This window comes from Niallia sp. NCCP-28 (genome assembly GCF_023168165.1).
In the GTDB taxonomy this organism is placed as follows: Bacteria; Bacillota; Bacilli; order Bacillales; family Cytobacillaceae; genus Niallia.
This window is the reverse complement of the sequence record NZ_BQYJ01000003.1, coordinates 291212-316374: the sequence shown is the minus strand read 5'-3', so window position 1 is coordinate 316374 and position 25163 is coordinate 291212. Positions and strand designations below refer to the sequence as shown.

General features: G+C 34.6%; 19 protein-coding genes. 7 read left to right on the top strand and 12 right to left on the bottom strand.

Annotated elements, in window-relative coordinates; translation table 11 throughout:
- Positions 1 to 20: 20 nt before the first annotated feature.
- From NCCP28_RS10865 to glnA, 4 genes are all read right to left on the bottom strand, one after another.
- Positions 21 to 1364, bottom strand: a complete 1344-nt coding sequence (locus NCCP28_RS10865) for a sensor histidine kinase (RefSeq protein WP_248561430.1) — start codon at positions 1362 to 1364, stop codon at positions 21 to 23.
- Entirely contained in the window at positions 1361 to 2059 is a 699-nt protein-coding gene (locus NCCP28_RS10860) for a response regulator transcription factor (protein ID WP_248561429.1), read from the bottom strand. Before NCCP28_RS10860 ends, NCCP28_RS10865 begins: the two co-directional genes overlap by 4 nt.
- Before the next feature lie 169 nt (positions 2060 to 2228).
- The gene (locus tag NCCP28_RS10855; RefSeq protein ID WP_248561428.1) at positions 2229 to 3161 is read right to left on the bottom strand and encodes a manganese-dependent inorganic pyrophosphatase; all 933 of its coding nucleotides are present in this window, start codon (positions 3159 to 3161) and stop codon (positions 2229 to 2231) included.
- Positions 3162 to 3395: 234 nt separating this feature from the next.
- Positions 3396 to 4730 (bottom strand): type I glutamate--ammonia ligase, encoded by a 1335-nt coding sequence (glnA, locus tag NCCP28_RS10850; protein ID WP_248561427.1) that lies wholly within the window; start codon positions 4728 to 4730, stop codon positions 3396 to 3398.
- Between the two features lie 678 nt (positions 4731 to 5408).
- On the opposite strand from glnA, the gene NCCP28_RS10845 reads away from it, so the two are divergent.
- On the top strand, positions 5409 to 6392 hold the full coding sequence (locus tag NCCP28_RS10845) for a D-2-hydroxyacid dehydrogenase (protein ID WP_248561426.1): 984 nt from the start codon (positions 5409 to 5411) through the stop codon (positions 6390 to 6392).
- Positions 6393 to 6442: 50 nt separating this feature from the next.
- Here the strand turns inward: NCCP28_RS10845 and NCCP28_RS10840 are convergent, their stop codons facing one another.
- The 3 genes from NCCP28_RS10840 to NCCP28_RS10825 form a co-directional block, all read right to left on the bottom strand.
- Positions 6443 to 6832 carry a rhodanese-like domain-containing protein gene (locus NCCP28_RS10840; RefSeq protein WP_248561425.1) on the bottom strand — a complete coding sequence of 130 codons (390 nt, stop codon included), beginning with the start codon at positions 6830 to 6832 and terminating at the stop codon, positions 6443 to 6445.
- Positions 6833 to 7243: 411 nt separating this feature from the next.
- On the bottom strand, positions 7244 to 9949 hold the full coding sequence (acnA, locus tag NCCP28_RS10830) for an aconitate hydratase AcnA (RefSeq protein ID WP_248561424.1): 2706 nt from the start codon (positions 9947 to 9949) through the stop codon (positions 7244 to 7246).
- A gap of 421 nt (positions 9950 to 10370) precedes the next feature.
- Positions 10371 to 10628, bottom strand: coding sequence for a hypothetical protein (locus tag NCCP28_RS10825; protein ID WP_101178452.1), 258 nt, complete (start codon positions 10626 to 10628; stop codon positions 10371 to 10373).
- Positions 10629 to 10882: 254 nt separating this feature from the next.
- Here NCCP28_RS10825 and NCCP28_RS10820 point away from each other — a divergent pair, with 254 nt between their 5' ends.
- On the top strand, positions 10883 to 11026 hold the full coding sequence (locus NCCP28_RS10820; RefSeq protein WP_282579557.1) for a small acid-soluble spore protein P: 144 nt from the start codon (positions 10883 to 10885) through the stop codon (positions 11024 to 11026).
- 168 nt (positions 11027 to 11194) lie between these two features.
- Positions 11195 to 11584: an Hsp20/alpha crystallin family protein gene (locus NCCP28_RS10815; RefSeq protein ID WP_248561423.1), complete on the top strand. Its 390-nt coding sequence runs from the start codon at positions 11195 to 11197 to the stop codon at positions 11582 to 11584.
- Positions 11585 to 11589: 5 nt separating this feature from the next.
- Here the strand turns inward: NCCP28_RS10815 and NCCP28_RS10810 are convergent, their stop codons facing one another.
- Positions 11590 to 12213, bottom strand: coding sequence for a 14-3-3 family protein (locus tag NCCP28_RS10810; protein ID WP_248561422.1), 624 nt, complete (start codon positions 12211 to 12213; stop codon positions 11590 to 11592).
- Between the two features lie 27 nt (positions 12214 to 12240).
- Positions 12241 to 13644, bottom strand: coding sequence for a MocR-like pyridoxine biosynthesis transcription factor PdxR (gene pdxR / locus NCCP28_RS10805; RefSeq protein ID WP_248561421.1), 1404 nt, complete (start codon positions 13642 to 13644; stop codon positions 12241 to 12243).
- Positions 13645 to 13750: 106 nt separating this feature from the next.
- On the opposite strand from pdxR, the gene NCCP28_RS10800 reads away from it, so the two are divergent.
- The 4 genes from NCCP28_RS10800 to NCCP28_RS10785 all read left to right on the top strand — a co-directional run bounded on the left by NCCP28_RS10800 (position 13751) and on the right by NCCP28_RS10785 (position 17726).
- Positions 13751 to 14296 (top strand): pyridoxamine 5'-phosphate oxidase family protein, encoded by a 546-nt coding sequence (locus tag NCCP28_RS10800; RefSeq protein WP_248561773.1) that lies wholly within the window; start codon positions 13751 to 13753, stop codon positions 14294 to 14296.
- A gap of 106 nt (positions 14297 to 14402) precedes the next feature.
- Positions 14403 to 15956, top strand: a complete 1554-nt coding sequence (locus tag NCCP28_RS10795; protein WP_248561420.1) for an ABC-F family ATP-binding cassette domain-containing protein — start codon at positions 14403 to 14405, stop codon at positions 15954 to 15956.
- A gap of 239 nt (positions 15957 to 16195) precedes the next feature.
- Entirely contained in the window at positions 16196 to 17158 is a 963-nt protein-coding gene (locus NCCP28_RS10790; protein ID WP_248561419.1) for a processed acidic surface protein, read from the top strand.
- A gap of 148 nt (positions 17159 to 17306) precedes the next feature.
- Positions 17307 to 17726 (top strand): class D sortase, encoded by a 420-nt coding sequence (locus NCCP28_RS10785; RefSeq protein ID WP_248561418.1) that lies wholly within the window; start codon positions 17307 to 17309, stop codon positions 17724 to 17726.
- A 41-nt stretch (positions 17727 to 17767) separates the two neighbouring features.
- On the opposite strand, the gene NCCP28_RS10780 is transcribed toward NCCP28_RS10785, so the two are convergent.
- The 3 genes from NCCP28_RS10780 to NCCP28_RS10770 form a co-directional block, all read right to left on the bottom strand.
- Positions 17768 to 21130, bottom strand: a complete 3363-nt coding sequence (locus tag NCCP28_RS10780; protein WP_248561417.1) for an SCO7613 C-terminal domain-containing membrane protein — start codon at positions 21128 to 21130, stop codon at positions 17768 to 17770.
- A 117-nt stretch (positions 21131 to 21247) separates the two neighbouring features.
- Entirely contained in the window at positions 21248 to 23581 is a 2334-nt protein-coding gene (helD, locus tag NCCP28_RS10775; RefSeq protein WP_248561416.1) for an RNA polymerase recycling motor HelD, read from the bottom strand.
- A gap of 253 nt (positions 23582 to 23834) precedes the next feature.
- The gene (locus tag NCCP28_RS10770) at positions 23835 to 25088 is read right to left on the bottom strand and encodes an MFS transporter (protein WP_248561415.1); all 1254 of its coding nucleotides are present in this window, start codon (positions 25086 to 25088) and stop codon (positions 23835 to 23837) included.
- Positions 25089 to 25163 lie beyond the last annotated feature (75 nt).

Genomic DNA, 25163 nt, shown 5'->3' with positions numbered 1-25163 from the left:
TCCTTACATTATAAGCATTCTTATTCATACAATTCAAAAATACAAATCATTTTTGTCCCTTCTCCTACTATGCTTTCCACTTGAATTTCACCATTATGGGCTTTTACTATTTTTTGAGCAATTGCTAATCCTAAACCACTTCCTCCTGTTTCCCTGCTTCTAGCTTTATCCACACGATAAAACCGCTCAAATATATGGTCTAATTCCTCTTTTGCAATTCCAGGTCCTTTGTCTATAATTTCGCATCTAACGTTATCTCTTTTTGTTATTTTAATTGTAATTCTGTCGCTGCTATACTTTATGGCATTATCTAATAATATAAACAGGAGCTGTTTTATTTTTTGTTTATCTCCTTTTATAACGGCCCCATTTAAAGCACCATTAACAATAATGCTTCTTTGATGGGCAATCTCCATCTTTTTAGCTGTTTCCATAGCGATAGCGCTTAAATCTAGTGTTTCTAATTCAAAGTTCGTATGACCCTCCCCACTTGCCAATTCAAGCATTTGATTGGTCATTTCTTTCATGCGAATGGACTCAGAATGGATTGCCTCCACAGCTTCGTCCAATACATCTTCTCTTTTTTTGCCCCATCTTTTTAACATGTTCGCATAACTTTCAATAACGGTTAGTGGCGTTTTCAACTCATGAGAAGCATCTGAAACAAATTGCTGCTGCCGTTCAAACTGCATTTTTAACAGCGTAATCATCTTGTTAAATGTTACTCCAAGTTGATATAGTTCATCTTTTGTGCTGGAATTAAAAAAAAGTTGTTTAAAATCTCCGCTGCTTTGAATCTCTTCCATCGTCTTAATCATGGACTGAATGGGAGAAAGAAGCAAATTAGATAAAAATCTGCCTGCAAAATACGTAGGAATAATAATGATAATGGAAGCGGCAATTAAAATAATGCCCAGTATTCCTAATATATGCCGTGTACTTTCAATATTTTCTGTCATTACTAATGTAACAACATTACCATCTTCCCAAATAATCGGCATATTTGCTACAGTAAAAATGCGGTTATTTTGTTTGGCAATCTCTGCTTTTTGCTTTTTGTCGAATTTTATTAAAAGTTTGGCATAATCAGTATTTTTGGTAGAGGTAAAAATTGTCTTATTTGCATCGATAACTTGGATCATGCCGTCAGCTGGAACATATGCCCGCACCATATTTTCTATCTCTGCTTCACCTTTTAATGTTTGTATGCTAGCAGCTGCTTGTTCTACGTTTACCATCGTTTTATTGAGTACATCCTTATACAATAAGGTTTGAAAAATAATATAAATCAACATATTTACAAGGAGCATAATAATAAAAAGAAAAATCGTCGAAAAAAGCTGGATGCGTGTCCTTATTTTCATGATTCACTTTCCTTTATAATATAACCGACACCACGCACTGTTTGGATAAGTGCCTTTTTGAAAGGATAGTCCACTTTTTTGCGCACATAACGAATATATACATCCACTACATTGGTATCGCCAATATAATCATATCCCCACACATTATTTAAAATTTGCTCCCTAGATAGCACAATATTTTTATTTTCCAGCAAATAAACCAATAATTCAAATTCACGTGGCGTTAAATCAATTTCCTTATTTTCTCGCATAACCACATATGATTTAACAAAAACCTGCAAATCCTCCACCTGGAGAATTTTTTCCTGCTCTTGTTTCATTATTTGCTGCTGCACTCTAAGAATCGCCCGAATTCTTGCAAGCAATTCTTCGATCTGAAATGGTTTTGTCACATAATCGTTTGCTCCTACATCTAATCCTGCCACCTTATCTGGAATAGAATCCCTTGCAGTCAGCAAAATAACAGGTACATTATTCCCGCAATTTCTTATTCTTCGCAGTACCTCCAAACCACTTATTTCAGGAAGCATTACATCAAGCAAAACAAGGCTCCAAGAAGATTCCATCACCTTTTTTAACCCTTCTGTTCCTGTATGCACACTTTCCGCAGTGTATCCTTCAAATTCTAATTCCATCGACAGCACTCTAGCAATTTTTTGTTCATCTTCAATAATAAGTATTTTTTCTTTCGTCATTGCATTCACCGCCTTTAAAAAACTCTCTATTTATTATTTTATCGCAATCACATATAACTTAACAGAATGGGCTCAATTATAAATGCTTCTTTTTTATTAGCTTTCTTTTTCTTATAAAAAAACACTCTAAAGATTTTCTTTAGAGTGTTTTTTGTGTGCAATCTATTAATTATAGTGCATTAAATGTTTCTGTTAATACAGGAACAATTTGTTTTTTACGAGATACAACACCTTTTAATAATGCTGTCTTGTTTTCTAATGTTACATTAAATGCTTTTTCCACTGCTTCTGTTTTGCTTCCAACTGCCAATGCAACAGAATCATTGTTTAAGATATCTGTTACCACAAGCAAAAACAGATCTAAGTTTTTAGCAGCAATTGTTTTGTTTAATGCTTCTTCCAACTCTGTTTGTTTAGCCAATACATCGTTTGTATCAACCGCATTTACTTGCGCTACTTCCACTTTATATGTACCCATTGGGAATTCTTTTGCATCAAGTGAAATCAATTGTTCTACTGTTTTATCGCTTAAATCAGCACCCGCTTTCAGCATTTCCAAGCCGTATTCTTCTGCATTTACGCCAGCGATTTCTGCAAGTTCTTTTGCCGCTTGAATATCCTGCTCTGTGCATGTTGGCGATTTAAATAATAAAGAGTCAGAAATAATCGCAGAAAGCATTAATCCTGCTACTTCTTTTTTGATTTCTACGCCATTTTCTTTGTACATTTTATTTAAAATAGTTGCTGTACATCCAACTGGTTCTGCACGGTAGTACAAAGGATCGCTTGTTTCAAAATTAGCAATACGGTGGTGGTCGATTACTTCTAAAATAGACACTTCTTTAATATCTTCCACACTTTGCTGGAATTCATTATGATCGACTAAAATAACCGCTTTTGCTTCAGAAGCTGCTTTTTCAATAAATCTAGGCGCTTCTGTTTTAAAATAATCAAGAGCATATTGTGTTTCGCCGTTCACTTCTCCTAAACGAACTGGCTCAGCGTCTACCCCTAAGCTCTTTTTTAATTCTGCATATGCAATGGCAGAACAAATAGTATCCGTATCAGGATTCTTATGACCAAATATTAATACTTTTTCCATAAATTAAATTCTCCTTGCAATAATTGATAATTGAATCGTTAATAGGTATCCATTACCTTTTAAGCCATCTATAGTTATTTTAACATATCCATCACAAATTAAAAGAACTGCATAAAAAAAACTACTATTCCTAGTACTTTAGATTGTATTAATTAGTCAGTATTAAAATCGGTTTCTATTAATCTTCCAATAAAAGAGGAAGGCATTTGCCTTCCTCTTTTTACATGCCTATTATTAGAATTTAAATTGATAATTGTTAATTTCCCAAGCATGAACTGCTGTACGATAGCTATCCCACTCAGCTTTTTTAGCAGCGATATATTCATTGAATACATGCTCTCCAAGTGTTTTAAGACCGATTTCGCCATTTTCCAGTTCAGCAATAGCTGCTTCTAATCCACCAGGCAAACTGTCGATTCCAAGCTCTTCACGACGCTCTTCTGACATATGGAAGATATCCTCGTTAACTGGAGCTGGTGCTTTTAAGCCTTTTTCTACTCCGTCTAAACCTGCAGAAGCGATTACTGCAAATGTTAAGTATGGGTTAGCAGATGGATCTGGACAACGAAGCTCTACACGAGTAGCCATTCCTTTTTTCGCTGGAATACGGATTAATGCAGAACGGTTAGATGCAGACCAAGCTAAGTAGCATGGTGCTTCATATCCAGGAACTAGGCGTTTATAAGAGTTTACTAGAGGGTTTGTTACCGCTACGAAACTCTTAACATTTTCTAGAAGTCCTGCGATAAATGAATAAGCTGTGCTTGAAAGCTGCAGTTCATCAGACTCATCAAAAAATACGTTTTGGCCATCTTTAAAGAATGACATATTAACATGCATTCCAGAACCGTTGATTCCGAATACTGGTTTTGGCATAAATGTAGCATGCAAACCGTATTGTGCTGCAATTGTTTTTACAACCCATTTGTACGTAGTGGAAAGGTCTGCTGCAGTTAAAGCATCCGCATATTTGAAGTTGATTTCATGTTGCCCTTCCGCTACTTCATGGTGAAGTGCTTCAATTGTAAAGCCCATTGCTTTTAATGCTTTAAAAATTTCAACACGAACTTTTTCTCCTAAATCTTTTGGTGATGGCTCAAAATATCCGCCTAAATCGCCAAGTTCAGTTGTAGGATAACCATTTTCATCTGTTTTGAATAAGAAAAATTCTAATTCAGGTCCTACAGAGATGGAATATCCATGTTCAGCTGCGCGTGCTACTGTTTTCTTAAGAACATTGCGAGTATCTCCTTCAAACAATGTTCCATCTGGATTTGTTACAGAGCAAAGGAAACGTGCTTCTGAATATCCTTCTGTTTCAGTCCATGGTAATACTACAAATGTATTTAAGTCTGGAGCAAGGTAAGAGTCTGATTTATTAATAGGCGAAAAACCTTTAATAGAAGATCCATCCATCATAATTTTACCTTCAACAGCGTCATCTAATTGTGCTGAAGTAATTGTGATATTTTTTAAAATTCCTTCGATGTCAACAAATTGTAGATGTAGTAACTCTACACTTTTCTCTTTAATAATTGATTGAATTTGTTCTAATGTAATCTCTGCCATGTCATTTTACCTCACAATTCATGTTCATTTAACTAACTTGCTTTTATTATAAGTAATCTTTTATTTTTATACAATGGTTTTTTTACGAAAAGTTTTTCGTATTTTTTAAATATTTAACTAGATAGCGTTTACAATGTTGATTTAATGCATTTTCATAATTATTAATTTTTTTCGTCAAAAAGTTAGAAAGTTTAAAATCATGTGAAAAAAGGTCGAATTTTGTTTGAATCATTTGCTGTTTAATTGAAATTTTCAGCTTCCTATTTCCATTAAACAGCATATATTGTCTATAAATCTTGCCAAAATTCTTTTTTCCATTTTTTAATCAGCTCTCCCTATCTTGCGGTTAGCCCTGCACTTGATTTAGAGTATGGAATACAATTGCTTTATTTTTTGATTAGCTGTTTTTAGAAGAGTACATGAATGCATTCTTCCTTCTTTGCTTTCCATTAAGGGGCGACTGACATTGCCGGAAAGATATAAAGCATCTTTTCGCTATTAAGTTGTTATTCCATAAAAAAATTTTGCTGGAAAAACTGTCCAGCACTCTTTTTTCTATAATAGAAAGAAGCTTATATTTTATTTAGATTCGAATTTATTTGAATAAAGGAAGAAAAAAACAATGGCTATAGCCTTGTATAAGCGTGTAAAAACTGTCTTTATAAAGGAGCGGTAATTGTGGATAGTTCTACTGAAAAACTGGTTATCTATGCACGCAACACTATACCAGAAAAATATGTACAAAAAATAAATGAGCTTGGAGCAACAGTATTCATAGAGCCATGGATATATGGCGAAAAAGAACCAGCTGTCAGCTATGACCTCACATTATGCAATATTGTCTTAACATTAGGACTTCATGATTCTCTTACTATTCTAGAATCTGCGCCAAATATCCAATGGGTGCAATCTTTAAGTGTAGGCCTGGATCAACTTCTTCATCAAAAAACGATTGAGCATGATTTAATAATTACAAATACGAAAGGCTGCACGTCCATTCCTATTGCTGAACATACAATTGCCATGATTACAAGTTTGGCACGAGGCATCCCAAACATGATTTACAATCAACAGGCAAAAAGCTGGGAAGAAACAAATATTACAGAGTTAGCCGGAGCGACAGTTGGCATTATCGGATACGGAGAAATTGGCAAAGAAATTGCCAAACGGATAAAAGGGCTGGAGTTGAGGGTAATTGGCTGTCGGAAACGAGCTCAGCCACTTGACCAAAATGATCCTGCAGACGAGGTAGTAAGTTTAGAAGAAATAGATAGGGTTTTGACGGAAGCAGATTTTCTTGTGCTTGCCCTTCCATCGACCAAAGAAACCCTTCATCTAATTAACGAAGAAAAAATAAATAAAATGAAACCCACCAGCTATTTAATAAATGTTGGCAGGGGAAATACAATAGTAGAAACAGACTTAATCCATGCCTTAAAAACGAAAAAAATTAGAGGAGCGGCACTCGATGTTTTTGAAGTAGAACCTCTTCCAGAAGATCATTCATTTTGGACTCTTGATAATTGTCTAATTTCTCCACATACTGCTTATTATTCTCCTAAAACGATAGAACGTTATATGGATATATTTTTAGAAAATATTATCCGTTTTAAAAAAGGGCTTCCCCTTTTAAATGTGGTAGACAAAAAATCAGGCTATTAATAAGGGCTTCCTCTGGCTGAATCCGATAGGAAGCCCGCTTTTTCATTTACTTAAACTGTTTCAAACCCAGCTTCTTTCCATGCCGTTGTTCCGCCTTCAATAAACGCCACATCTGTAAAGCCCATTTGTTTTAATAGATAAGCTCCTAATGCCGCTTGTCCGCCTGCACCGCATGTAACAAGAACTGGGCGATTTCTATCCGCTAATTCGGGATTGCGGAAATTTTCCGGCAATTCTAAATCTGCACGAATCGGAAGCATGCCTAATGAAATATTGACACTGCTCGGAATTAAACCACAAGCACCCGCATCCGCTGCATCTTGAACATCAATTACATATGTATTTGGATTTTCTGCAATCTTCTTTTTTGCCTCTGCAGATGAAATGCCTGGTACGTTATTTTTAGCTTCTTCTACTAATTGCCCAAATGTTAATGCCATTTTTTATTCCTCCTAATGTTTGTCTATACTACTTTATAGTAACAAATAGCCGGTTATTTTCCTATTAAACTGCTCGACTGTTTATTAAAATAATCTTTCCAGATAAAACTTCCTTCATTTTTTAAATATGCTCTCATTTCCGTTATCCCTTTATATTTTGGATAACGCATTTTCACATAAACAACTTCGTCGCCTTTAATATCTTTCCAGCATATAAAGCACTTAGGGCCTTCTCTAAATATTTCTATTCCCTCCGCTGATTGAAGTTCTACTTTATTGCGATTTACTCGCAGAAAAGTTTTGTCAAAGGGCTGCATATAAAAAATGGTGCAAGACCATAATCATCATCCAGTATAAGTTCTTATTCCTATACTAGATGCGCTATTTGCCTGGCACCATTGTTATTATTGATTAATTTTTCAATTTATCTCTTAATACCATCGGCAAAATTCCGCCATGACGGTAATAGTCAATTTCTACTTCTGAATCAAAACGAACTAATGCTTCAAATGTAGTTTTCTTGCCAGTTTCATCTGTAGCAGTCACTTCGATATAATCACGTGGTTTAACTGTTTCATCTACATAGACATTAAATGTTTCTTTTCCAGTCAACCCTAAAGTTTCTGCATTCTCTCCGTCTTTAAATTGAAGAGGCAATACCCCCATTAACACTAGGTTAGAACGGTGAATACGCTCAAAGCTTTCCGCAATAACTGTTTTAATTCCAAGTAGATTCGTACCTTTAGCAGCCCAGTCACGAGATGAACCCATTCCATAATCTTTGCCGGCGATAACCATTAAACCTGTTCCATCTTGTTTATATTGCATACATGCATCATAAATAGATGTAACTTCACCAGTTGGCCAGTAAGTAGTAAAGCCGCCTTCCGTGCCTGGTGCGATTTGGTTTCTGATACGAATATTGGCAAACGTACCTCTCATCATTACTTCATGGTTACCACGACGAGAACCGTAAGAGTTAAAGTCACGTGGTTCTACTCCATTATCTTTTAAGTATTTTCCAGCAGGTGTATTGATGCCAATTGCTCCAGCTGGAGAAATATGGTCTGTTGTCACAGAGTCGCCAAACTTGCCGACAATTCTTAAATCTTTTAATGGAAGAACTTGTTCTGGATCTGGCTTTAGCCCTTCAAAGAATGGAGGGTTTTGTATATACGTAGACGTTTCATCAAATGTGTACAGTGAATCACTATTTGTTTGAATCTCATTCCAACGTTCATTATCATCAAATACACGCTCATATTCTCTGTTGAATAGTTCAGGCGTTACAGTGCGATGAACTACTTCATTTACTGCTTCTGTTGATGGCCAAATATCTTTAAAGAAAACATCATTGCCATCTTTGTCTTTGCCGATTGCTTCTTTTTGCAAATCAATATTTACCGTACCAGCAAGCGCATATGCAACTACTAGCGGCGGTGATGCCAAATAATTTGCTTTCACTAGTGGGTGAATGCGTCCTTCAAAGTTGCGGTTACCTGAAAGCACAGATGTGACAAGCAAATCAGAATCAGCGACTGCCATTTCGATTTCTTCGCGCAATGGACCAGAGTTACCAATACATGTTGTACAGCCATAACCTACTAAGTTAAAGCCAATTTGCTCTAAATACGGCAGAAGACCGGAGTCTCTTAAATAGCCTGTTACTACTTTTGAACCAGGAGCTAAAGATGTTTTCACAAATTTAGGAACTTCCATTCCTAGTTCTACTGCTTTCTTCGCAACAAGACCAGCTCCTACTAATACATAAGGATTCGATGTATTTGTACAGCTAGTAATTGCTGCAATCGCAACAGAACCAGTTTTCATGGTTGTAGAGTCGCCGTTTGCAAAATTCACCGTTACTTCTTTATCAAATTCAGACTTTTTCAAGCCAAATCCTTGGTTTCCTTCTTTCGCCGTTACAGAATCTACAAATGCTTCTTGCATATTAGATAATGGAATCAAATCCTGCGGACGTTTAGGACCTGAAAGATTTGCCTCAATTTCAGAAAGATTGATTTCTACTACATCTGTATAAACAGGCTCAAGCGTTGGATCAAAGAATAATCCATTTTCTTTGCAGTAAGTTTCTACTACTTTAATTTGCTCCTCAGAACGTCCTGTTAAGCGCATATAAGTAAGAGATTCCTCATCTACAGGGAAAAATCCGCAAGTTGCTCCGTATTCTGGTGCCATATTGGCAATTGTAGCACGGTCTGCTAGCGGTAACTGTGGCACGCCAGGACCAAAGAACTCAACAAATTTGCCGACTACCCCTTTTGTTCTTAGCACTTGTGTTACTTTTAACGCAAGATCTGTTGCAGTAGAACCGTTTGGCATATCCCCAACAAGCTTTACCCCAACTACTTCAGGAACTGGGAAATAAGATGGCTGTCCAAGCATGCCAGCTTCTGCTTCAATACCGCCAACGCCCCATCCAAGTACACCGATTCCATTGATCATTGTTGTATGGGAATCTGTCCCAACTAATGTATCAGGGAATGTTTCATATTCACCGTCTTCATTTTCTACAACATGAACAACATTTGCTAAATATTCTAAATTTACTTGATGGACGATTCCCGTTGCAGGAGGAACAGCACGGTAGTTATCAAATGATTTTTGCGCCCAGCTTAAAAACTGATAACGCTCTGCATTTCGTTCAAATTCTAAATCCATATTTGCTTTTAATGCATCAGGTGTGCCAAATTTATCTACTTGAACACTGTGGTCGATAACTAAATCAACTGGTTTTTCCGGGTTGATTTTATCTGGATCTCCGCCAAGGTCTGCCATGGCTTTTCTTAAAGATGCCAAATCTACTACTGCTGGAACTCCTGTGAAATCCTGCAGGATAACACGAGAAGGCTTAAATGGAACATCAATTTCCTGTACTTCATTTGTTCCCCATTTTGCTAGATTTTCAACATGCTTTTCATCAATTACAAAACCATCCATTTGTCGTAAAACCGATTCTAATAGAACTTTAATAGAATACGGCAGATTGGAAACTTTTCCAATCCCTTTGTTTTCTAAAGCTGCCAATTGATAATAATGATAACGCTTTCCATCTAATTCAAAGGATTTGCGTGCATTAAAAATATCTTTTGCCATATGTATTACCCCCTCTATGTAATCATATACCAAAAATAGAAAAATAGTCGAACAATATGTACTATTACAAACTCTTCTATTCCCTATTTACCGTCTTTCATTTTAATATACTTTCATTCATAAGTAAATAATAAGAAAGTTATCAATTATAATAAGATTAACTTATGAAAAGGCTTTATTATATCTCTGTATCAATCATTGCAGGTGATATATTTTCAGTACAACAAAAAACTCTTTTCTCAAAGTTTGTTGTTTTTAACAGAAAAATCGGGAAGCAGCGGCTCGACTACAGAACCCAAAGTGTGTAGAGGCTGCAGATTTTAAAATCTGCAGCCTCTACAAAAACAACCAAAAAAAGACCAGACATAACAAGACTCCTTTCTAAAATGTCCCATAAATGTCTGATCTAAGCCCGATTCTCTTAAAATTCGTTTACTTCACTGACAATGCTTTTTAAATCTTGCTGAAATGTTTCTAATTGATGTCTTTGATGTTCTGATGCTACTTCTAATGCATTCTCAATCTGCTGATAGGTTTCATTGATTTCTTCTTTTAAATGCTTTAATTGATGCCCATAACTTGCTGAATCTTTTACAATATCTTGATATAAATTCTGTGTTTCGATTAATCCTCGCTGCGCTGCCTGAAATGCTTGCTGTTTATCTTTATCATAAATCATTTAATTAAACCTCCAATTAAATCAAGATGGATGGACATATTCCAATAAAAAATGTCACTAAAAAACTCTAGTAATAATTTGCGTCGCCAAATACAAAATTATTCAGTATAAAGGAACATTATTTGCCCATTCTAATGAGTGAAACTTCTATTTAGAGGTTTTTTTAGGATAAAAAATACAACCAATTTAGTTCTTTCAAAAACATACACCAATGGTTAGCCATATTATTAGCATGCCAAAAGGAGAGATAAACTGTGAATAAAAATGACAGCAAAGATATGCGTAAAAACGCTCCAAAAGGTCAGCAATCAGGACAGCCAGAACCACTTAGCGGCAGCAAAAAAGTAAAAAATAGAAATCACAGCCGCCAAAAACATAACAGCCATCACGATATGTAAACAATTGTTAATCAGCTAAAAGGAGAACACCTTGTTCTCCTTTAGCTCAGTTGCACCTTATTGCTTTGAAACTATTCAGACACTTTGTGCTTGCTGCTGTAGCCCCTTTATTTTTCACATCTTCCGAATGAGTAGAATATGATGTGTAATAATAAGGAGGATTTTAGCATGAATAATAAGAAGGATAAACAAAACTGGAATGGCGATATGGAAGATTGGCTAAAGGATTTTTTTCTTGATCCCCTCACAACTTTTTTAGACGAAGCTGAATTTAGGATTGATGTATTTGAAACGGAAAATCATTATATAATTGAAGCACTATTGCCACCTTGCAAAAAAGAGGATTTAAACGTTTCAACCGAAAATGATGCATTAACCATTATGGTAAACTGCTTAATCAATCACAATATAGAAAAAAAACAGCGCACTGTTTCTTTTCCATTTGCGATTGATGCAAAGGAAATTCAAGCGGTCTTAAATAGAGAAATCTTAGAAATTCTCATTAGTAAAAAAGCGGCTACTAAATCAAAAGGCAAAAAAAGTATTCCCATTAAATAAGAGCATCAATCTATATATTTCCTCTCATATTGCTTTTTCAATTGATAAAAAATAAGGCCTTTTGCCAGTTTTAGCGCATTTCTCCTATGTATTTGGGCCTGTTCGGTCTGGCCAGTAGCTTCTTTTAATTCCCCTAAAAGGGCTTCCTTCATCCAAGGTGTTTTTACTTTTGAAAATTCTTTGTTGCTTACTTGTTTTTTTCTTTTTATTTTAAGCCATAAGTCATAATATGTTCGCAGTTTCTGTGATTTTATTTTTTCTATTTCTCCTTCCAATCCATCTAATTGTTCAAAATAAAAAGAAAAGACAACTGTTAATAATGGATAATGCTGCTGATATTTTTTTTGCGTGACCAGCTTTCGGTAGGAATGGATAACTTTTTTATCATCCTTATTGGCAAGTCCGTATAAAAAACGATAATAAGGATTTTTTTGCTTTTTCACCAAAAATTTTTCAATTGCTGACATATTTTTGGTGAAATAATGTTTAATGAGCATATTCACTAACAACACAGCAAAACAAATCACATATAAAAGCAAATAATGTACAAATGGCTGTAAGTCAAAGGCCATTTCTAATAAAAAATGCGCCATAATTGTCAACAGTACAGCAAATAAAAATATTCCCACAACTTCTTATCCTCCTATTATATTTATCTATTCATTTTTGTTTCCAAACCAAATTTGTGCAAGGAGACTAATTCCATTTTCTAATTCCCCTTTTTCCAAGCCTCCAAAACCAAGCAATATAGGTCTTTCTTTCTCCACTTGATTATTTGACCAATAATAAGGAGCCGCCGTGTATACCTTAATTTTATTTGCTTTTGCTTTTTCTTTTAATACATCAGGATTTTTTCCTTCTATAAAAAGCAATAGATGCAAACCAGCTTTTTCCCCGATAATTTCCACCTGTTTTCCCATATATTTATAAATGCTTTCGAATACTATCCTTCTTTTCTCTTCATATACTTTCCGCATTTTTCGCAGATGTCTATAAAAATCTCCATTTTCTAAAAATCTCGCAAGTGCGCTTTGAATAATAGGAGAAACTTGCTGGGATTCTTTTTGACTAGCATGATAGATTTCCAATAAATTTGCTGGAAGCACCATATAACTTACTCTTGCGGCCGGTAAAAAGGATTTGGAAAAAGTGCCGGCATAAATTACTCTATCTACTCTATCCAGTCCCTTTAAACTGGGAATCGGCGCTCCTTCATAACGAAATTCACTATCATAATCATCTTCTATAATAAACGCATTCTGTTTCTCTGCCCACTTTAATAAAGAAAGCCGTTTGGTTATAGGCATGATCATTCCTAATGGAAATTGATGGGATGGTGTAACATAAGCAAGATTGCAGTCGCTGTTTTCCAACTCTTCTATACAATAGCCTTCTATCCGATTGACAGAAATGGGAGTCAGTGTACATCCTTCTTTTTCAAAAATATTTTTCACCCCATCATACCCTGGATTCTCCATCGCGACATGTGGCCGTTCTTGCAAAAGGGAGACAATAAGCCTGATTATATTTTGTGTGCCCGCTGCTATAACAATCTGATCTGGATGGCAGTGTATCCCTCTTGATTGGTATAAATAACGAGCTATTTCTTTTCTCAAAGGAGGGTGTCCTTGCTTCTTTCCATACATCATAATTTCCTTTTCTAATGCATCTACGCTATCCCCAAGATGTTTTTTCCAGACCTTTGTCGGAAAGTGCCTTACATCAATATCACCATATTGGAAATCGATGCTGCCTTTTTCCTCTTCTTTATTCTCATCTATTGGAAAAAGTACTGCTTTCTGTTCTTCTTGTACATATCCTTCTATTTTCACCGACCAATATCCTTTTTTTTGTTTGCTTTCAATATACCCCTCTGAAAGAAGCTGCTGAAATGCTTCATTTACTGTATTTTTACTAACATGCAAATCGCTTGCCAGCTGCCTGATTGATGGCAGCTTTGTCCCTTCTTTTATATTCCCCTTTAATATTTCTGTACGAAAATAATCATAAATCTGTTTATAAACAGCTATTTTATTATCCTTTTGCAAAAAAATATTCATATGCTCCCCTCCAAACTGTACCAGCATTATTATTAAGTTCTGTCTCTTTTATGAAGGACACATTCTTTATATAATCATTTTACCATAGCAGGAAGGGATGAAAAAAATGGAAAAAATAAGAATGTCAAAGAGAGAAGTAAAAGAGATGGATTCTATCTGTAAATTTTTAAAACAAAATAAAATAGGCTATTTAGGATTATCAGATGAATCAGCTCCATATGTTGTCCCCTTAAATTTTGTTTGGCAAAATAACAGCATCTATTTCCACGGAGCAAATGAAGGAAGAAAAGTTCGCATACTGACAAAAAATAGCCAGGCTTGTTTTACTGTATGCGAAGACTTCGGAACAATAGCAAGTCCGATTCCAGCTAACACAGATACCGCTTATTTTAGTGTGATGATTTTTGGAATAGTCGAAAAAGTGACTAGCAGGGAAGAAAAGTTAGCTGCCATGCAAACGATGCTCGATAAATATGTGCCTGGCTATTTTAACAACCCATTAGCTTCTGCCCATCTTGAAAAATATCAATCTTCTTTAGGAAGCAAAACAGCTGTATTTAAATTGGCAGCACACAAAATAACCGGCAAGGAGAATAAACTAGATAAAAAAATGAAGTTTACTTCTGGACGAACAATAGAGATGGACCTATAGCTTTATGAAAATAATAGAAAGTTAACTTGAAGTCTAGTTTTCTCCTCGTTATTCTAGTATGATGAATTTTAGAATTATTTTTTAAATAAAGCGAGGATAACGATATATGAGTTTATTGAATGTAGAAAATTTAAGCCATACATTTGGAGATCGTACATTATTTAAAGATGTATCTTTTCGACTGTTGGCAGAAGATCATATTGGCCTAGTAGGTGCAAATGGTGTTGGAAAATCCACACTTATGAATATTATTACAGGGCAGCTTATCCATGATACAGGAAAAGTGGAATGGATTCCAAGTGTACAATATGGCTATTTAGACCAGCATACGGTTTTAACGCCAGGAAAAACAATTCGCGATGTTTTGAAAGACGCCTTCCTTCCTCTTTTTAAAGAAGAAGAAAAATTAAATGAAGTAACAGCAAAAATGGGTGAAGCCACACCAGAAGAGTTAGAAGAATTACTGGAGGAAATGGGCAAAATCCAAGATAAACTAGATGCTGGCGGTTTTTATACGCTTGATATTAAAATCGAAGAAGCAGCGCGGGGTTTAGGTTTGGATGCTATCGGGCTTGACCGTGACGTATCTGCACTAAGCGGCGGACAAAGAACAAAAGTTTTGCTTGCAAAACTACTACTTGAGCAGCCGCAAGTTTTATTATTGGATGAGCCTACCAACTATTTAGATGTTGAGCATATTAAGTGGCTGGCATCTTATTTAAGAGAATACCCAAATGCTTTTTTACTGATTTCCCATGATACGGAATTTATGAACCAAGTATCCAATGTTATTTTTCATTTGGAGTTCTCTAAATTAACAAGATACACAGCAAGTTATGATAAGTTTTTGGAACTTGCTGAAATCAATAAAAATCAGCATTTGCATGCATATGAAAAGCAGCAAGAATTCATTAAAAAACAAGAAGATTTTATCAGCAAAAACAAAGCGCGCTATTCCACAACAGGTCGAGCAAAAAGCAGACAAAAGCAACTGGATAGAATGGAAAGAATCGATCGGCCTGAAACAGCTGTCAAGCCAACATTCGAATTTAAAGAATCACGTGGAAGCAGCCGTTATGTATTTATTGGGGAGGATTTTGAAATCGGCTATGATCATCCCCTTTTGCCTAAAATGTCCATTTCGATTGAACGCGGGGAAAAAATTGCGATTGTCGGCTGCAACGGTGTTGGGAAATCTACGCTATTAAAAACAATGCTAGGCAAAATTGAACCAATCAGCGGTAAATTGGAACGAGGAGATTTCCTTTATCCTTCTTATTTTGAACAAGAAGTAAAAGCAGGCAATATGACACCTATTGATGATGTATGGAATGCGTTCCCCATTATGGATCAACATCAAGTGCGTGCGGCCCTTGCACGATGCGGCTTAAAAAATGAGCATATTTCAAGACCCCTTAATCAATTAAGCGGTGGGGAACAAGCCAAAGTCCGCCTTTGCAAACTATTGATGGAAGAAAGCAACTGGATTCTATTCGATGAGCCAACAAACCATTTAGATATTGTCGCAAAAGAAGAACTAAAAAGAGCTTTAAAAGCATATAAAGGAACAGTTGTCCTTGTATGCCACGAACCAGATTTTTATGAAGACTGGGTAACAAAAGTTTGGAATGTAGAAGAATGGTCTAATAACCAAGCATAATTTTTAGAAAGCAGCTGCTGAAGTTTTGGCAGCTGCTTTTTTTGTATGCCGGCTGAATTATTGTTGATAATTTGTTTAAATCCATAGCATTCCAGTCTTTTTTCTTTTATCCGCATCCTTCTCTCCTTTTATCTGCCTTTGTTCTTTAGATTTTTTCACTATTTTCCCAATTTCCTGTATTAATTTCTTTTTTTTACAAACAATACCAATAGCATATGTCAAACGGGGGGTTTATTTATATGTATAAAAAAGGGTTCATGACATTTTTGTTTTTCATTGTCTATATTGGTGCCGTTTCACCTGTTTTTGCTGCGCCAACTGATAAGGAAGTTTCCAAGCTTATACAATCAATTGGATGGACTAAACAAGATTTGAAAGAATTTTTATCAACAAAAGATCTAGAGTTGGATGATTTTCAAAATAAACAAGAGTTGCAAGAAGTGATTGGAACACCTATTACGCCTGATTCTTTAGAAGACCTTTTGCATACCTATAATATGACAAGAGAAGAATTGGATATATTATTAGCTGGTTTCAATGAGAAGGTCCAAGACTATTGGAATATAGAGGATCTAGATGTAGCCATTGACTTTTACCAAAATCACGAGAACTTAATGGCAAATTTAGAAGCGTTTCTGCTAAATGTAGGCATTACAGATAAAGAAAAAAATAATTTGTATACACATTTTAAAACATTGGATGAAGAAGTGATCAGCTCCAAAATAGACCCTTGGATGGAAAAAACTAACTCTTTAAGTGCCATTGATCCAGAAGGTGCATTAACTCAAGCCCAGCAAAATGAATTAACAGCTTTATGGGAAGATATAACAAAAACACTCGGACTCCATGTGAAGTTTTTTAAAGTGGATGACAACGGCAAACGAACAAATCTCTCCCTTAGTGACCTTTCTACAGCAAAACTTTTAGACACGGTTACAATGGAACTTTACGATAACAACAACAACCTTATATTAAATCTCGTTTTATCACCAGAAATACTGACAGCAAGCTTTGCGGTGGATGCAGCAGAAAAAGTCGTGAGTCTGACAAAACTCAGCGAAGAGTTAACCACTCTTTATCAGTCCCAATTGCCTAATACCGCTTCTTTTGCACCACTTCTTTTATTTACCGGCTATTTGCTTGTGTTAACCGGAATTTTTCTGCTTATTTTAAAGAAGAAAAAGGCGTCAAATGATCAATAAGCGCCTGACTCTTTGGGATTGGCTGGCAATCTTATTTATTGTTTGTGGATGTTTTTTTATCTGCTATAATGGCAGCATTTTTTATAAAAGTCATCTCCAATCATCCAAACATTCAGTTGCTCCTAAGAGAATAGGAGAACAAAAAATATTGTCCAAACAAATAAGCTACCAAGAAGGAGAAAAAATCGGCACTCTTTATTTGCCGACAGCAAAAAAAGCAATCCCTATTTTTGAAGGAACGACAGATGCGATTTTAAAAAAAGGAGCAGGTCATTTTTCTTCTAGTTTCTTGCCTGGAGAAAAAAACAACAGTATTTTTTCCGGACATCGAGATACTTATTTTCGTGTCTTAAAAGATTTGCAAATAAAGGACCTTCTTTACATTCAAACAAAAACAGGCAAATTTTATTATAAAATAAGAAAAATGGAAATTGTGTCTGCCGATGATCAGCGAGTTTTTACACCAAAATCGCGGGGGATTTTAACATTGACTACCTGCTATCCCTTTTATTATATTGGAGATGCACCAAAACGGTATATTATTACCGCAGATTTATTGAATAACTAAGGGTTCATGGAGTATTTCCCATGAACCCTTTATCTGGCATGCTATCTCCATTTATTCCATCGATCAACAAGCCCCTTCTTCCAAATCATTAATTTTTTTATTACCTTTTCTCCCTTCTGCTGCTTTCTTAATTCATAACCGCTTGCAACAGTAATTAATGCTGTTCCTGCAATTAAAAGATATGCCCACCAAGGAAGATTTCCCCAATATGGCCTTGTTTGCAGCAATACATTAATAAGCAACACAATAACGCCCACAAGAAAATAAGATTTATATTTAAAATAAAAACCTCCTATAACAGCTGCTAACGCTAAACTGCCTAGCATCAGCACATCAACAATGTGAGGCGAAATAAAAATATCAAACAATAACAGCCCAAAGGAAATAATCAAGATGCCCCATTCCACTCGATTAATCAGGATTTGATAGTGTCCTTTAAGGATTTTTTTGCTGAGAATAACAATTAAAATAACTGGGACTAATATAAGTTCCCTTACAAAAAGAGATGGTATCGCCAGCATTTGAATAAATCCATTATATGGGTGCAATAAATATACAAGAGCAAATACTACAACAAAAGGCGAAAATTTAAGGGGCAGCCTCTTTTTTTGCATAAATAAAGCAGCAGAGATTAATATGCCGGGCAAAATTTCAGCAAAAAAGATGCTAAGATTCAGCCTGTATAAAAAAAGAAAAAAAAGGATGCCAACTAAACTATAAAAATCAATATAAGCTCCTTTTTCCTTGCCTAATTTTATAATATGTTTATAAAGAAGCCTTCCTATAATCATCAATACTAATCCAAGACCGCTGTATAGATAAAAAACAGACATTGCACCTAATTCCATCTTTTTTGTCCAAAGTTCTGCTGTTGCGACAAGCAACAAAAGTCCGCCGATATTCCAATAGTGATAAGCAGTAAAATAAGATAAAGCCAAATAGAGAAGAATATACACACTCATCAGCAAATATATAAATTCAGCATGTTCGAGCAGAAATAGCCCATAAGTCATTCCTGTAAACGAAAAAGGAAAAAAGAACCATACTGCTATATTTCTTTTATCTTTTCTATAACAAAAAATGCACACAACTATAAACACACTTGTAAGAAAAAAAGAAAGGAAAGTTCCGTTTTCAACTATATCAATATAATGAAAAATTCGTAGCAAAAATACAAATAGACAGATAAAACTAACATACTGACAGACTATTTTTTGCCAAGGTATTCGCAGTTTTATACTGCTATAAAGATACGCAGCACATCCAAATAAAAATGGCAAACTGTCTTTGTTTTCCCAAAAAACAACTAACCAAACGATAGAACATACTAAATAAAAATGAAACATTACAAAATAGGCATTTTTAAATCTTTTATTGCTGCCAAACATGCTTAAAAGGAAAAATAAAATCCAGCCATATTCATAGCCATAGGCACGGATGCCTGCATCAACAAAAAAGACAGGAAGTGCTGCCAAATACGTCATAACAGATAAAATGCTAATAATCCACACAACCCATTCTTCATGTTTCCGGCGATAGCAAAAAAGAAACATCACAACTGCTACACCATAAATGAAAGCACGCACCCAAACAACTGGCACAGGATAGGAAATAGCGACAAATATGGCAAAAAGATAGATTCCTTGCCCCATTCTAAAGGCAATTTCCTGCAGATATTTACTTTTATAAAAAATAAATTTTCTAATCAGCCATATTAACAGGCCAGTTAAACTAATCGACAGCGCCAACCCTTTAATATGAATAAACTGAATTGTATGTAAAAATGTAAAAAAGGTTATAGCTACACTTAATACAAGCGCGGCAGACACTGCTTGTTTGTTCTTTTGGAACCACCTTTTTACAAATGCAATGGTCAAACAAAAAGTGAACACAAGCGCTTCAATAAATACAAAACCTTTTCCTATATAGAGGTACATCGATAAAAAAAGCATTGCTGTCATAACAATAAATGCAGCAATTTGGGAACTTTTTTTGACTGCCTTTATTTGTTTTAATGGATTGCAGCCTAATATAATAAATAGGAAAAAGCCAATGCTAAATAGTGCAATAAACAAAGTTTGCACCGATTGAATAAAATCTGCTGTTAGTATTACCTGCCATAGGGCCATACTAGTAAATAGCGCTGGAAAAAAGCGATATATCGAATAAGCCAGCAAATTCGCTAAATAAATAAACTGGCAAGCAATCAATAAATAAGTGCATGCATAGATAAAAGAACCTTGCATCATTTCTTGATAATCCACCACTAACCGGTAAATAATCATCATTGCAACAAAAACAATGCTAGTATACTCCCATATTCTTCCCCATTTTATTGTACCTTTTAAAACAGAGCCAAACATCATGACAACCATGCTTGCACAAACAAAAAGAATCGGACTAACAAACGACAAACTATCAATTGAAAAAATACGGAACATGGCCAGCAAAATCATAGCACTAGCTAAAAAATGATAATAAATAATTTTCGTGCCATAAATAATCCCTATAAATAGAGCACTTAATAAAAGAAAATTAATTCCTTGCAAAATAGGTTGGCTGCTCCAAAAAAGTACCCCCATCATTGTAGCAATGACCTGGATTTGTATAAAACCTGGCAACTCTTTTTGAAAAGCAAAAAACAAACTTTTTTTCTTGCTGTACGATAAAAAGAAGAAAAACAGACTGATGAAAATCGTAAATAACAGGAAAAATAACGCTTCTGTTGGATGAAATACTAATAAAATAAAAATTCCTGCAGTAGAAACTGCTGTTAATGTAAGAATTCGAAAAAAAGAAGATGCTAAGCGAATGGACAGCCAATAATAAAATGGGATAAACAGCAATGCACTAATGGCACCAAATAAAAAATTGCCTTTGCCATGATAAGAAAAATAAGTTCCAAGCAATCCAAACCAGCTAAGCGACAAATTGCCTATAGGCAAAAATAAACTGCCTAAAATAAAAAAAGCAAATGCTGTTTTTTCAATTTTCACTATTTTTTTAGCGAATATCGCAAAACAATAAAATAAAAAAGAAATAAAAAATATTGAACCAGCTTTCATCCAGTCATTCATGCTATTCCAATTGCTTGTTGCTACAAATAAGCCCCCAATTAACAATAGCATAACACCAATATATAATATTAACCCCATATTCCGCTCTTTCAGCTGCTCTGGTGTCCTCACTTTTTCGGGAACTGTTTTCACCTTTGCTGTTTCTTTTTTTTCCTCTTTTTTTATTGCCTTTGAAATAGCTTTTGATTCCACTAAATTGTCTGTCAAATAAATTTCATAGCGTGTGAAAATATGGTTATATTCAGCATTGGTTATATAGCCATTTATTTGCAGCGCCTTTAGTTCATGGAGAAAAATTGATTTATGCAAATTGCTATTTTTCACCATTTATACCATTCCCCCTTATTTGTTTTAGTGTAATATTACACCAAAACATTTAAAAATACAATATCCCACTATAAAAAGGCTGCTTCTATAAAAACAGCCTTCTTCTATTCTATGCTACTACTTTTCCAATTTTACTTCTTCTGTTTGCAGTATATAGGTTTGTGGGTTGATGTCTTTAATAAACATGTTTAATTGATTTTTTTTCGTTAAAAGAATGAGTTCATGCATGGCCCGCGTGCATGCCGTATAAAACAATTCTCTTTCTAATTCCGTATTATAAATAGAACTGTTATATAAAATAACTGCATCAAATTCAATTCCTTTTGCCAAATAAGCAGGAATGACTGAAATTCCTTTTTCATAGGAAATCGTTCCTTTTTCAATCAAACGCACTTCGATATGTTTTTTTAAATATTGATAAACTTTTTCACTTTCTTTTTTTGTTTTGCAAATAACAGCTATTGTTTGGTAATCCTTCTTTTTTAATTGGAGAATTCTGTTCAAAACAGCTTCAGAGAAAATATTAGGATTTTCTACTTCTTCAATAATCGGCTTCTCTCCATGGCGATTAAACGGCTCAATAATATCTCCATTCACAGCGATTCCTTTTGTAAACTCGACAATTTCTTGTGTAGAACGATAACTTTTTGTCAGCACAATCCGTTCGATTTCTTTATTGCCTTCTTCTTTTAATTCATTGTTATCATGAGCATAAATTGCTTGATTCACATCCCCTAATAAAGTCATTCTACTATATGGATATAATTCTTTTATATAGGCCATTTGAAAAGGAGAATAATCTTGGGCTTCATCAATAAATACCTGTTTAATGCTGGCGTTTGATTTTTTTCCTTCGAGACTATCTTTGAAATAGACAAAAGGAGTCGCATCTTCATTCCATATTTGTTTATGGTTAAGATGTTCCACCGTTTTTACACAGATTTCTTCCCACACATCATTCAATAATTCTTTTGGACATTCTCTCATAAAAATGCCTTTATACATCGCAATATAATTAATAAATTCTAAATTTTTGATAGATTTATAAATCCGTTTAAAACGTTTATTTACAATAAATCTCCGTAGGATTTTTTCTTCTTCTTCGTATTGAGAGAATTCATCAATTTTTTTCCTTGATTTTTTTTGCGTTAATTTATAGGCTTTTAGATAATCTTCTTTATCTAATAAGTCCATTTCATCATCTACCCAAGCCTGCTTTCTTTCTTGTTTTGCATGTTTTTTCATTTCCTTTTGTACCCATTCTTTTAATAGGTCCATTCGATTAGGAATAGACATTGAAGCATCTAGTTCATAAAATTTTCTCGCCAATTCCTCTTTGGAAAAAAACACTTTGCCGCCAAAAGCAATTGTTTTAAAGATAAGTCCATTTGTTGAAAGTCTATCAATTTCTTCCTCTATTTTTTCTTTAAATGCTAAACTGCTTTTATATTCAATGCTTTTTAGCCGGAAAGATGCTTGCTTTTGCTGCTCTGTATCCAATAAAATTTCTAATTGAGAAAAGGGATCCTCTACCTCTAATCCCTTGCCCACTCGATTTACTAAATATTCCAAAAAAGTAGACTGCTGCATATTTTCTTCTCCAAGCTCTGGCAATACAGTGGAAACATAACTGTTAAAAAGCGGATTTGGTGAAAACAGCATAATATTATCTGCCGTTAATGTTTTTCTATGCCGATACAATAAATAAGCAACCCGCTGCAAGGCTGCAGACGTTTTCCCGCTTCCTGCTACTCCTTGGACAACTAAGATTTTTTTAGAATCATTGCGGATTATTTTATTTTGTTCCTTTTGAATGGTTGCTACAATGCTTTTCATCATCGTACTCGCTTGATTGCCAAGCACTTCTAATAATAATTCATCCCCAATCGTTATCCCTGTATCAAATAAACTCACAACTTTGCCGCCGCGAATGATAAATTGTCTTTTTAAAACAAGTTCTCCCTCCACTATTCCTTCAGGCGTTTCATATTTGGCAGGCCCTTTTGAATAATCATAATAAATGCTCGAAATAGGGGCACGCCAGTCATAAATATAAAAATTTTGTTCTTCTTTATCCATAAAGGACGCTATTCCTATATAAATTGGTTCTGCTTCTTCCCCATTTTCTTTAAAATCAATGCGGCCAAAATAAGGAGAGTATTTTAACTTATTTAAAGTATTCAACTGTTTATGTATTTGCCCATAACTTCTTTCTCTTTCCCCTAAAAGCTCCGCTTGCTGCTTAATGCTTGTAAAAGTTTCTAACACATCATCTGCTTCATCAAAGTTAACGGTAACGTCTTCCCAAAATGTTTTTCGCAATTGGCCTACATCTCCGCCAATCAATTGACTATTCCTTTTTATTTTATTTATGTTGTCATTAATCTCGCTAATAACCTGATTAATTCGCTTTTGTTCTTGCATGACTTCATCATTTTTATTTTCGGTCATTTTCTGCACCCCTTATAACTTGCAATTTGACAAGCAAATGCATTTATGATATTATTATTATAGATATTAATATATTTTTTCAGATTAATACTATAGTATCCTTATAATTATAACATATCTACTTAAAATAAAGCGACTATATCCCATACTCTTTTCAAAGAGCATGGGATTTTTTTCTGTTGAAAACTCTTCTCCAAAATAAAAATCTTTTGATCCGTATACAGACCAATAAGAAAATAAAAAACCTATCTGTTTATGCTTTTACCGCTTTTTTGCGGATAATAGGTGTATATGTTCTTTTTAAGTATACGTAGAAAAAGTAAAAAAATACTCCACTCGCCAATCTAATCACGGAAGATATATTCATGGCAGCTGCTATAGATGTTTTATCTAACAAATAGACACCAAACTGGGGAGCTACAAAAGCAATGAAGGCTAATAAAATATTATAATTGGATATACATAAGCTTCTTGTTTTTTCCTCTGTGCTTTCTAATAAAGTATTAAATAATAATAATACCGTTCCAGAAACGGATAATCCTGCAAACAAGTTAATAATCACAATATACCAGAGATTAGTAGACAGGTTTGTCATAAATGGCGCACTTGCCATGCCAATGGAGACTAGAATAAGCATTTTGGCATTGGAATGTTTATCAGCCATTTTTGCCCACCATTTATAGCTGATTACTTGCCCAATAGAATTGGCTACTGCAAAAAAGCTGACCCATAAACCAGTAGCTCCCGCATATGTAATTTGATAAATGCTAAAAAGGGACCAGCACATTTGCCAGCCAAAATTAAAAAAGAGACTGCATAATAAAAAATAGAAAAATGGCTTATGCTTAAATACAGAAAAACCAAATATTGCTTTCTGCTCTATCGGGGAAATGGCTGTTTTTTTTGATTCTTTATGCTTTGTTAAATAAAACAATTCTAATAGACCACAAAAAAATGCCATACTATATAAGATTTGATAAGGCAATGAATCGCTTTTATCAAATAATTGCAGAAAAAAGCCAATTATAAATGTTGAAATCATTCCAACAAAAGTCATTATTCGATTTCGGTTGCTAAAAAATGTATTTCTTCTCTCTTCTGGAATCAAATCAGCAATCAATGACTGCCAACTTAAATTGGCAAAAGAAAAGGGGAAATTCATTAAGCCGACCAATAAAATAAACGCCCATGCTTGTTGCTGCTTTGGTAAAAAGACAACCAGAACAATTGCAATTAAAAATATTCTTGCACATAAAAAAGAATAAAATGTAAACATCTTTTTCGTTTGAAGACGATTTATAATAATTGATCCAATCACCATTGCGATCATCCCAATAAATTGAGGCAATGAACTAATCAAGCCAATCTGATAATTGCTTGCTCCTAATACAGAAATAGCGAATAGAGGAAAATAATTATTAGAAATATTCAAAATCAATGTAGTGTATACACCATTTTGAATACTTCGTTTTTCATTTTCTTTATAAGCCACGCCATTTTCTACCATCTAGTATCATCCTTTATACTTATTTTTTCATTTTAGCGTGTTGTGTATGAAAGAATATTTCGTTTATTGAAATAT

What these genes read in the sequence shown, in the direction of transcription:
- NCCP28_RS10865 (WP_248561430.1), bottom strand. Translation starts at nt 1,364, where the DNA reads ATGAAAATAAGGACACGCATCCAGCTTTTTTCGACGATTTTTCTTTTT.
- NCCP28_RS10860 (WP_248561429.1), bottom strand. Translation starts at nt 2,059, where the DNA reads ATGACGAAAGAAAAAATACTTATTATTGAAGATGAACAAAAAATTGCT.
- NCCP28_RS10855 (WP_248561428.1), bottom strand. Translation starts at nt 3,161, where the DNA reads ATGGAAAAAGTATTAATATTTGGTCATAAGAATCCTGATACGGATACT.
- glnA (WP_248561427.1), bottom strand. Translation starts at nt 4,730, where the DNA reads ATGGCAGAGATTACATTAGAACAAATTCAATCAATTATTAAAGAGAAA.
- NCCP28_RS10840 (WP_248561425.1), bottom strand. Translation starts at nt 6,832, where the DNA reads ATGGCATTAACATTTGGGCAATTAGTAGAAGAAGCTAAAAATAACGTA.
- acnA (WP_248561424.1), bottom strand. Translation starts at nt 9,949, where the DNA reads ATGGCAAAAGATATTTTTAATGCACGCAAATCCTTTGAATTAGATGGA.
- NCCP28_RS10825 (WP_101178452.1), bottom strand. Translation starts at nt 10,628, where the DNA reads ATGATTTATGATAAAGATAAACAGCAAGCATTTCAGGCAGCGCAGCGA.
- NCCP28_RS10815 (WP_248561423.1), top strand. Translation starts at nt 11,195, where the DNA reads ATGAATAATAAGAAGGATAAACAAAACTGGAATGGCGATATGGAAGAT.
- pdxR (WP_248561421.1), bottom strand. Translation starts at nt 13,644, where the DNA reads ATGAATATTTTTTTGCAAAAGGATAATAAAATAGCTGTTTATAAACAG.
- NCCP28_RS10800 (WP_248561773.1), top strand. Translation starts at nt 13,751, where the DNA reads ATGGAAAAAATAAGAATGTCAAAGAGAGAAGTAAAAGAGATGGATTCT.
- NCCP28_RS10795 (WP_248561420.1), top strand. Translation starts at nt 14,403, where the DNA reads ATGAGTTTATTGAATGTAGAAAATTTAAGCCATACATTTGGAGATCGT.
- NCCP28_RS10790 (WP_248561419.1), top strand. Translation starts at nt 16,196, where the DNA reads ATGTATAAAAAAGGGTTCATGACATTTTTGTTTTTCATTGTCTATATT.
- NCCP28_RS10780 (WP_248561417.1), bottom strand. Translation starts at nt 21,130, where the DNA reads ATGGTGAAAAATAGCAATTTGCATAAATCAATTTTTCTCCATGAACTA.
- helD (WP_248561416.1), bottom strand. Translation starts at nt 23,581, where the DNA reads ATGACCGAAAATAAAAATGATGAAGTCATGCAAGAACAAAAGCGAATT.
- NCCP28_RS10770 (WP_248561415.1), bottom strand. Translation starts at nt 25,088, where the DNA reads ATGGTAGAAAATGGCGTGGCTTATAAAGAAAATGAAAAACGAAGTATT.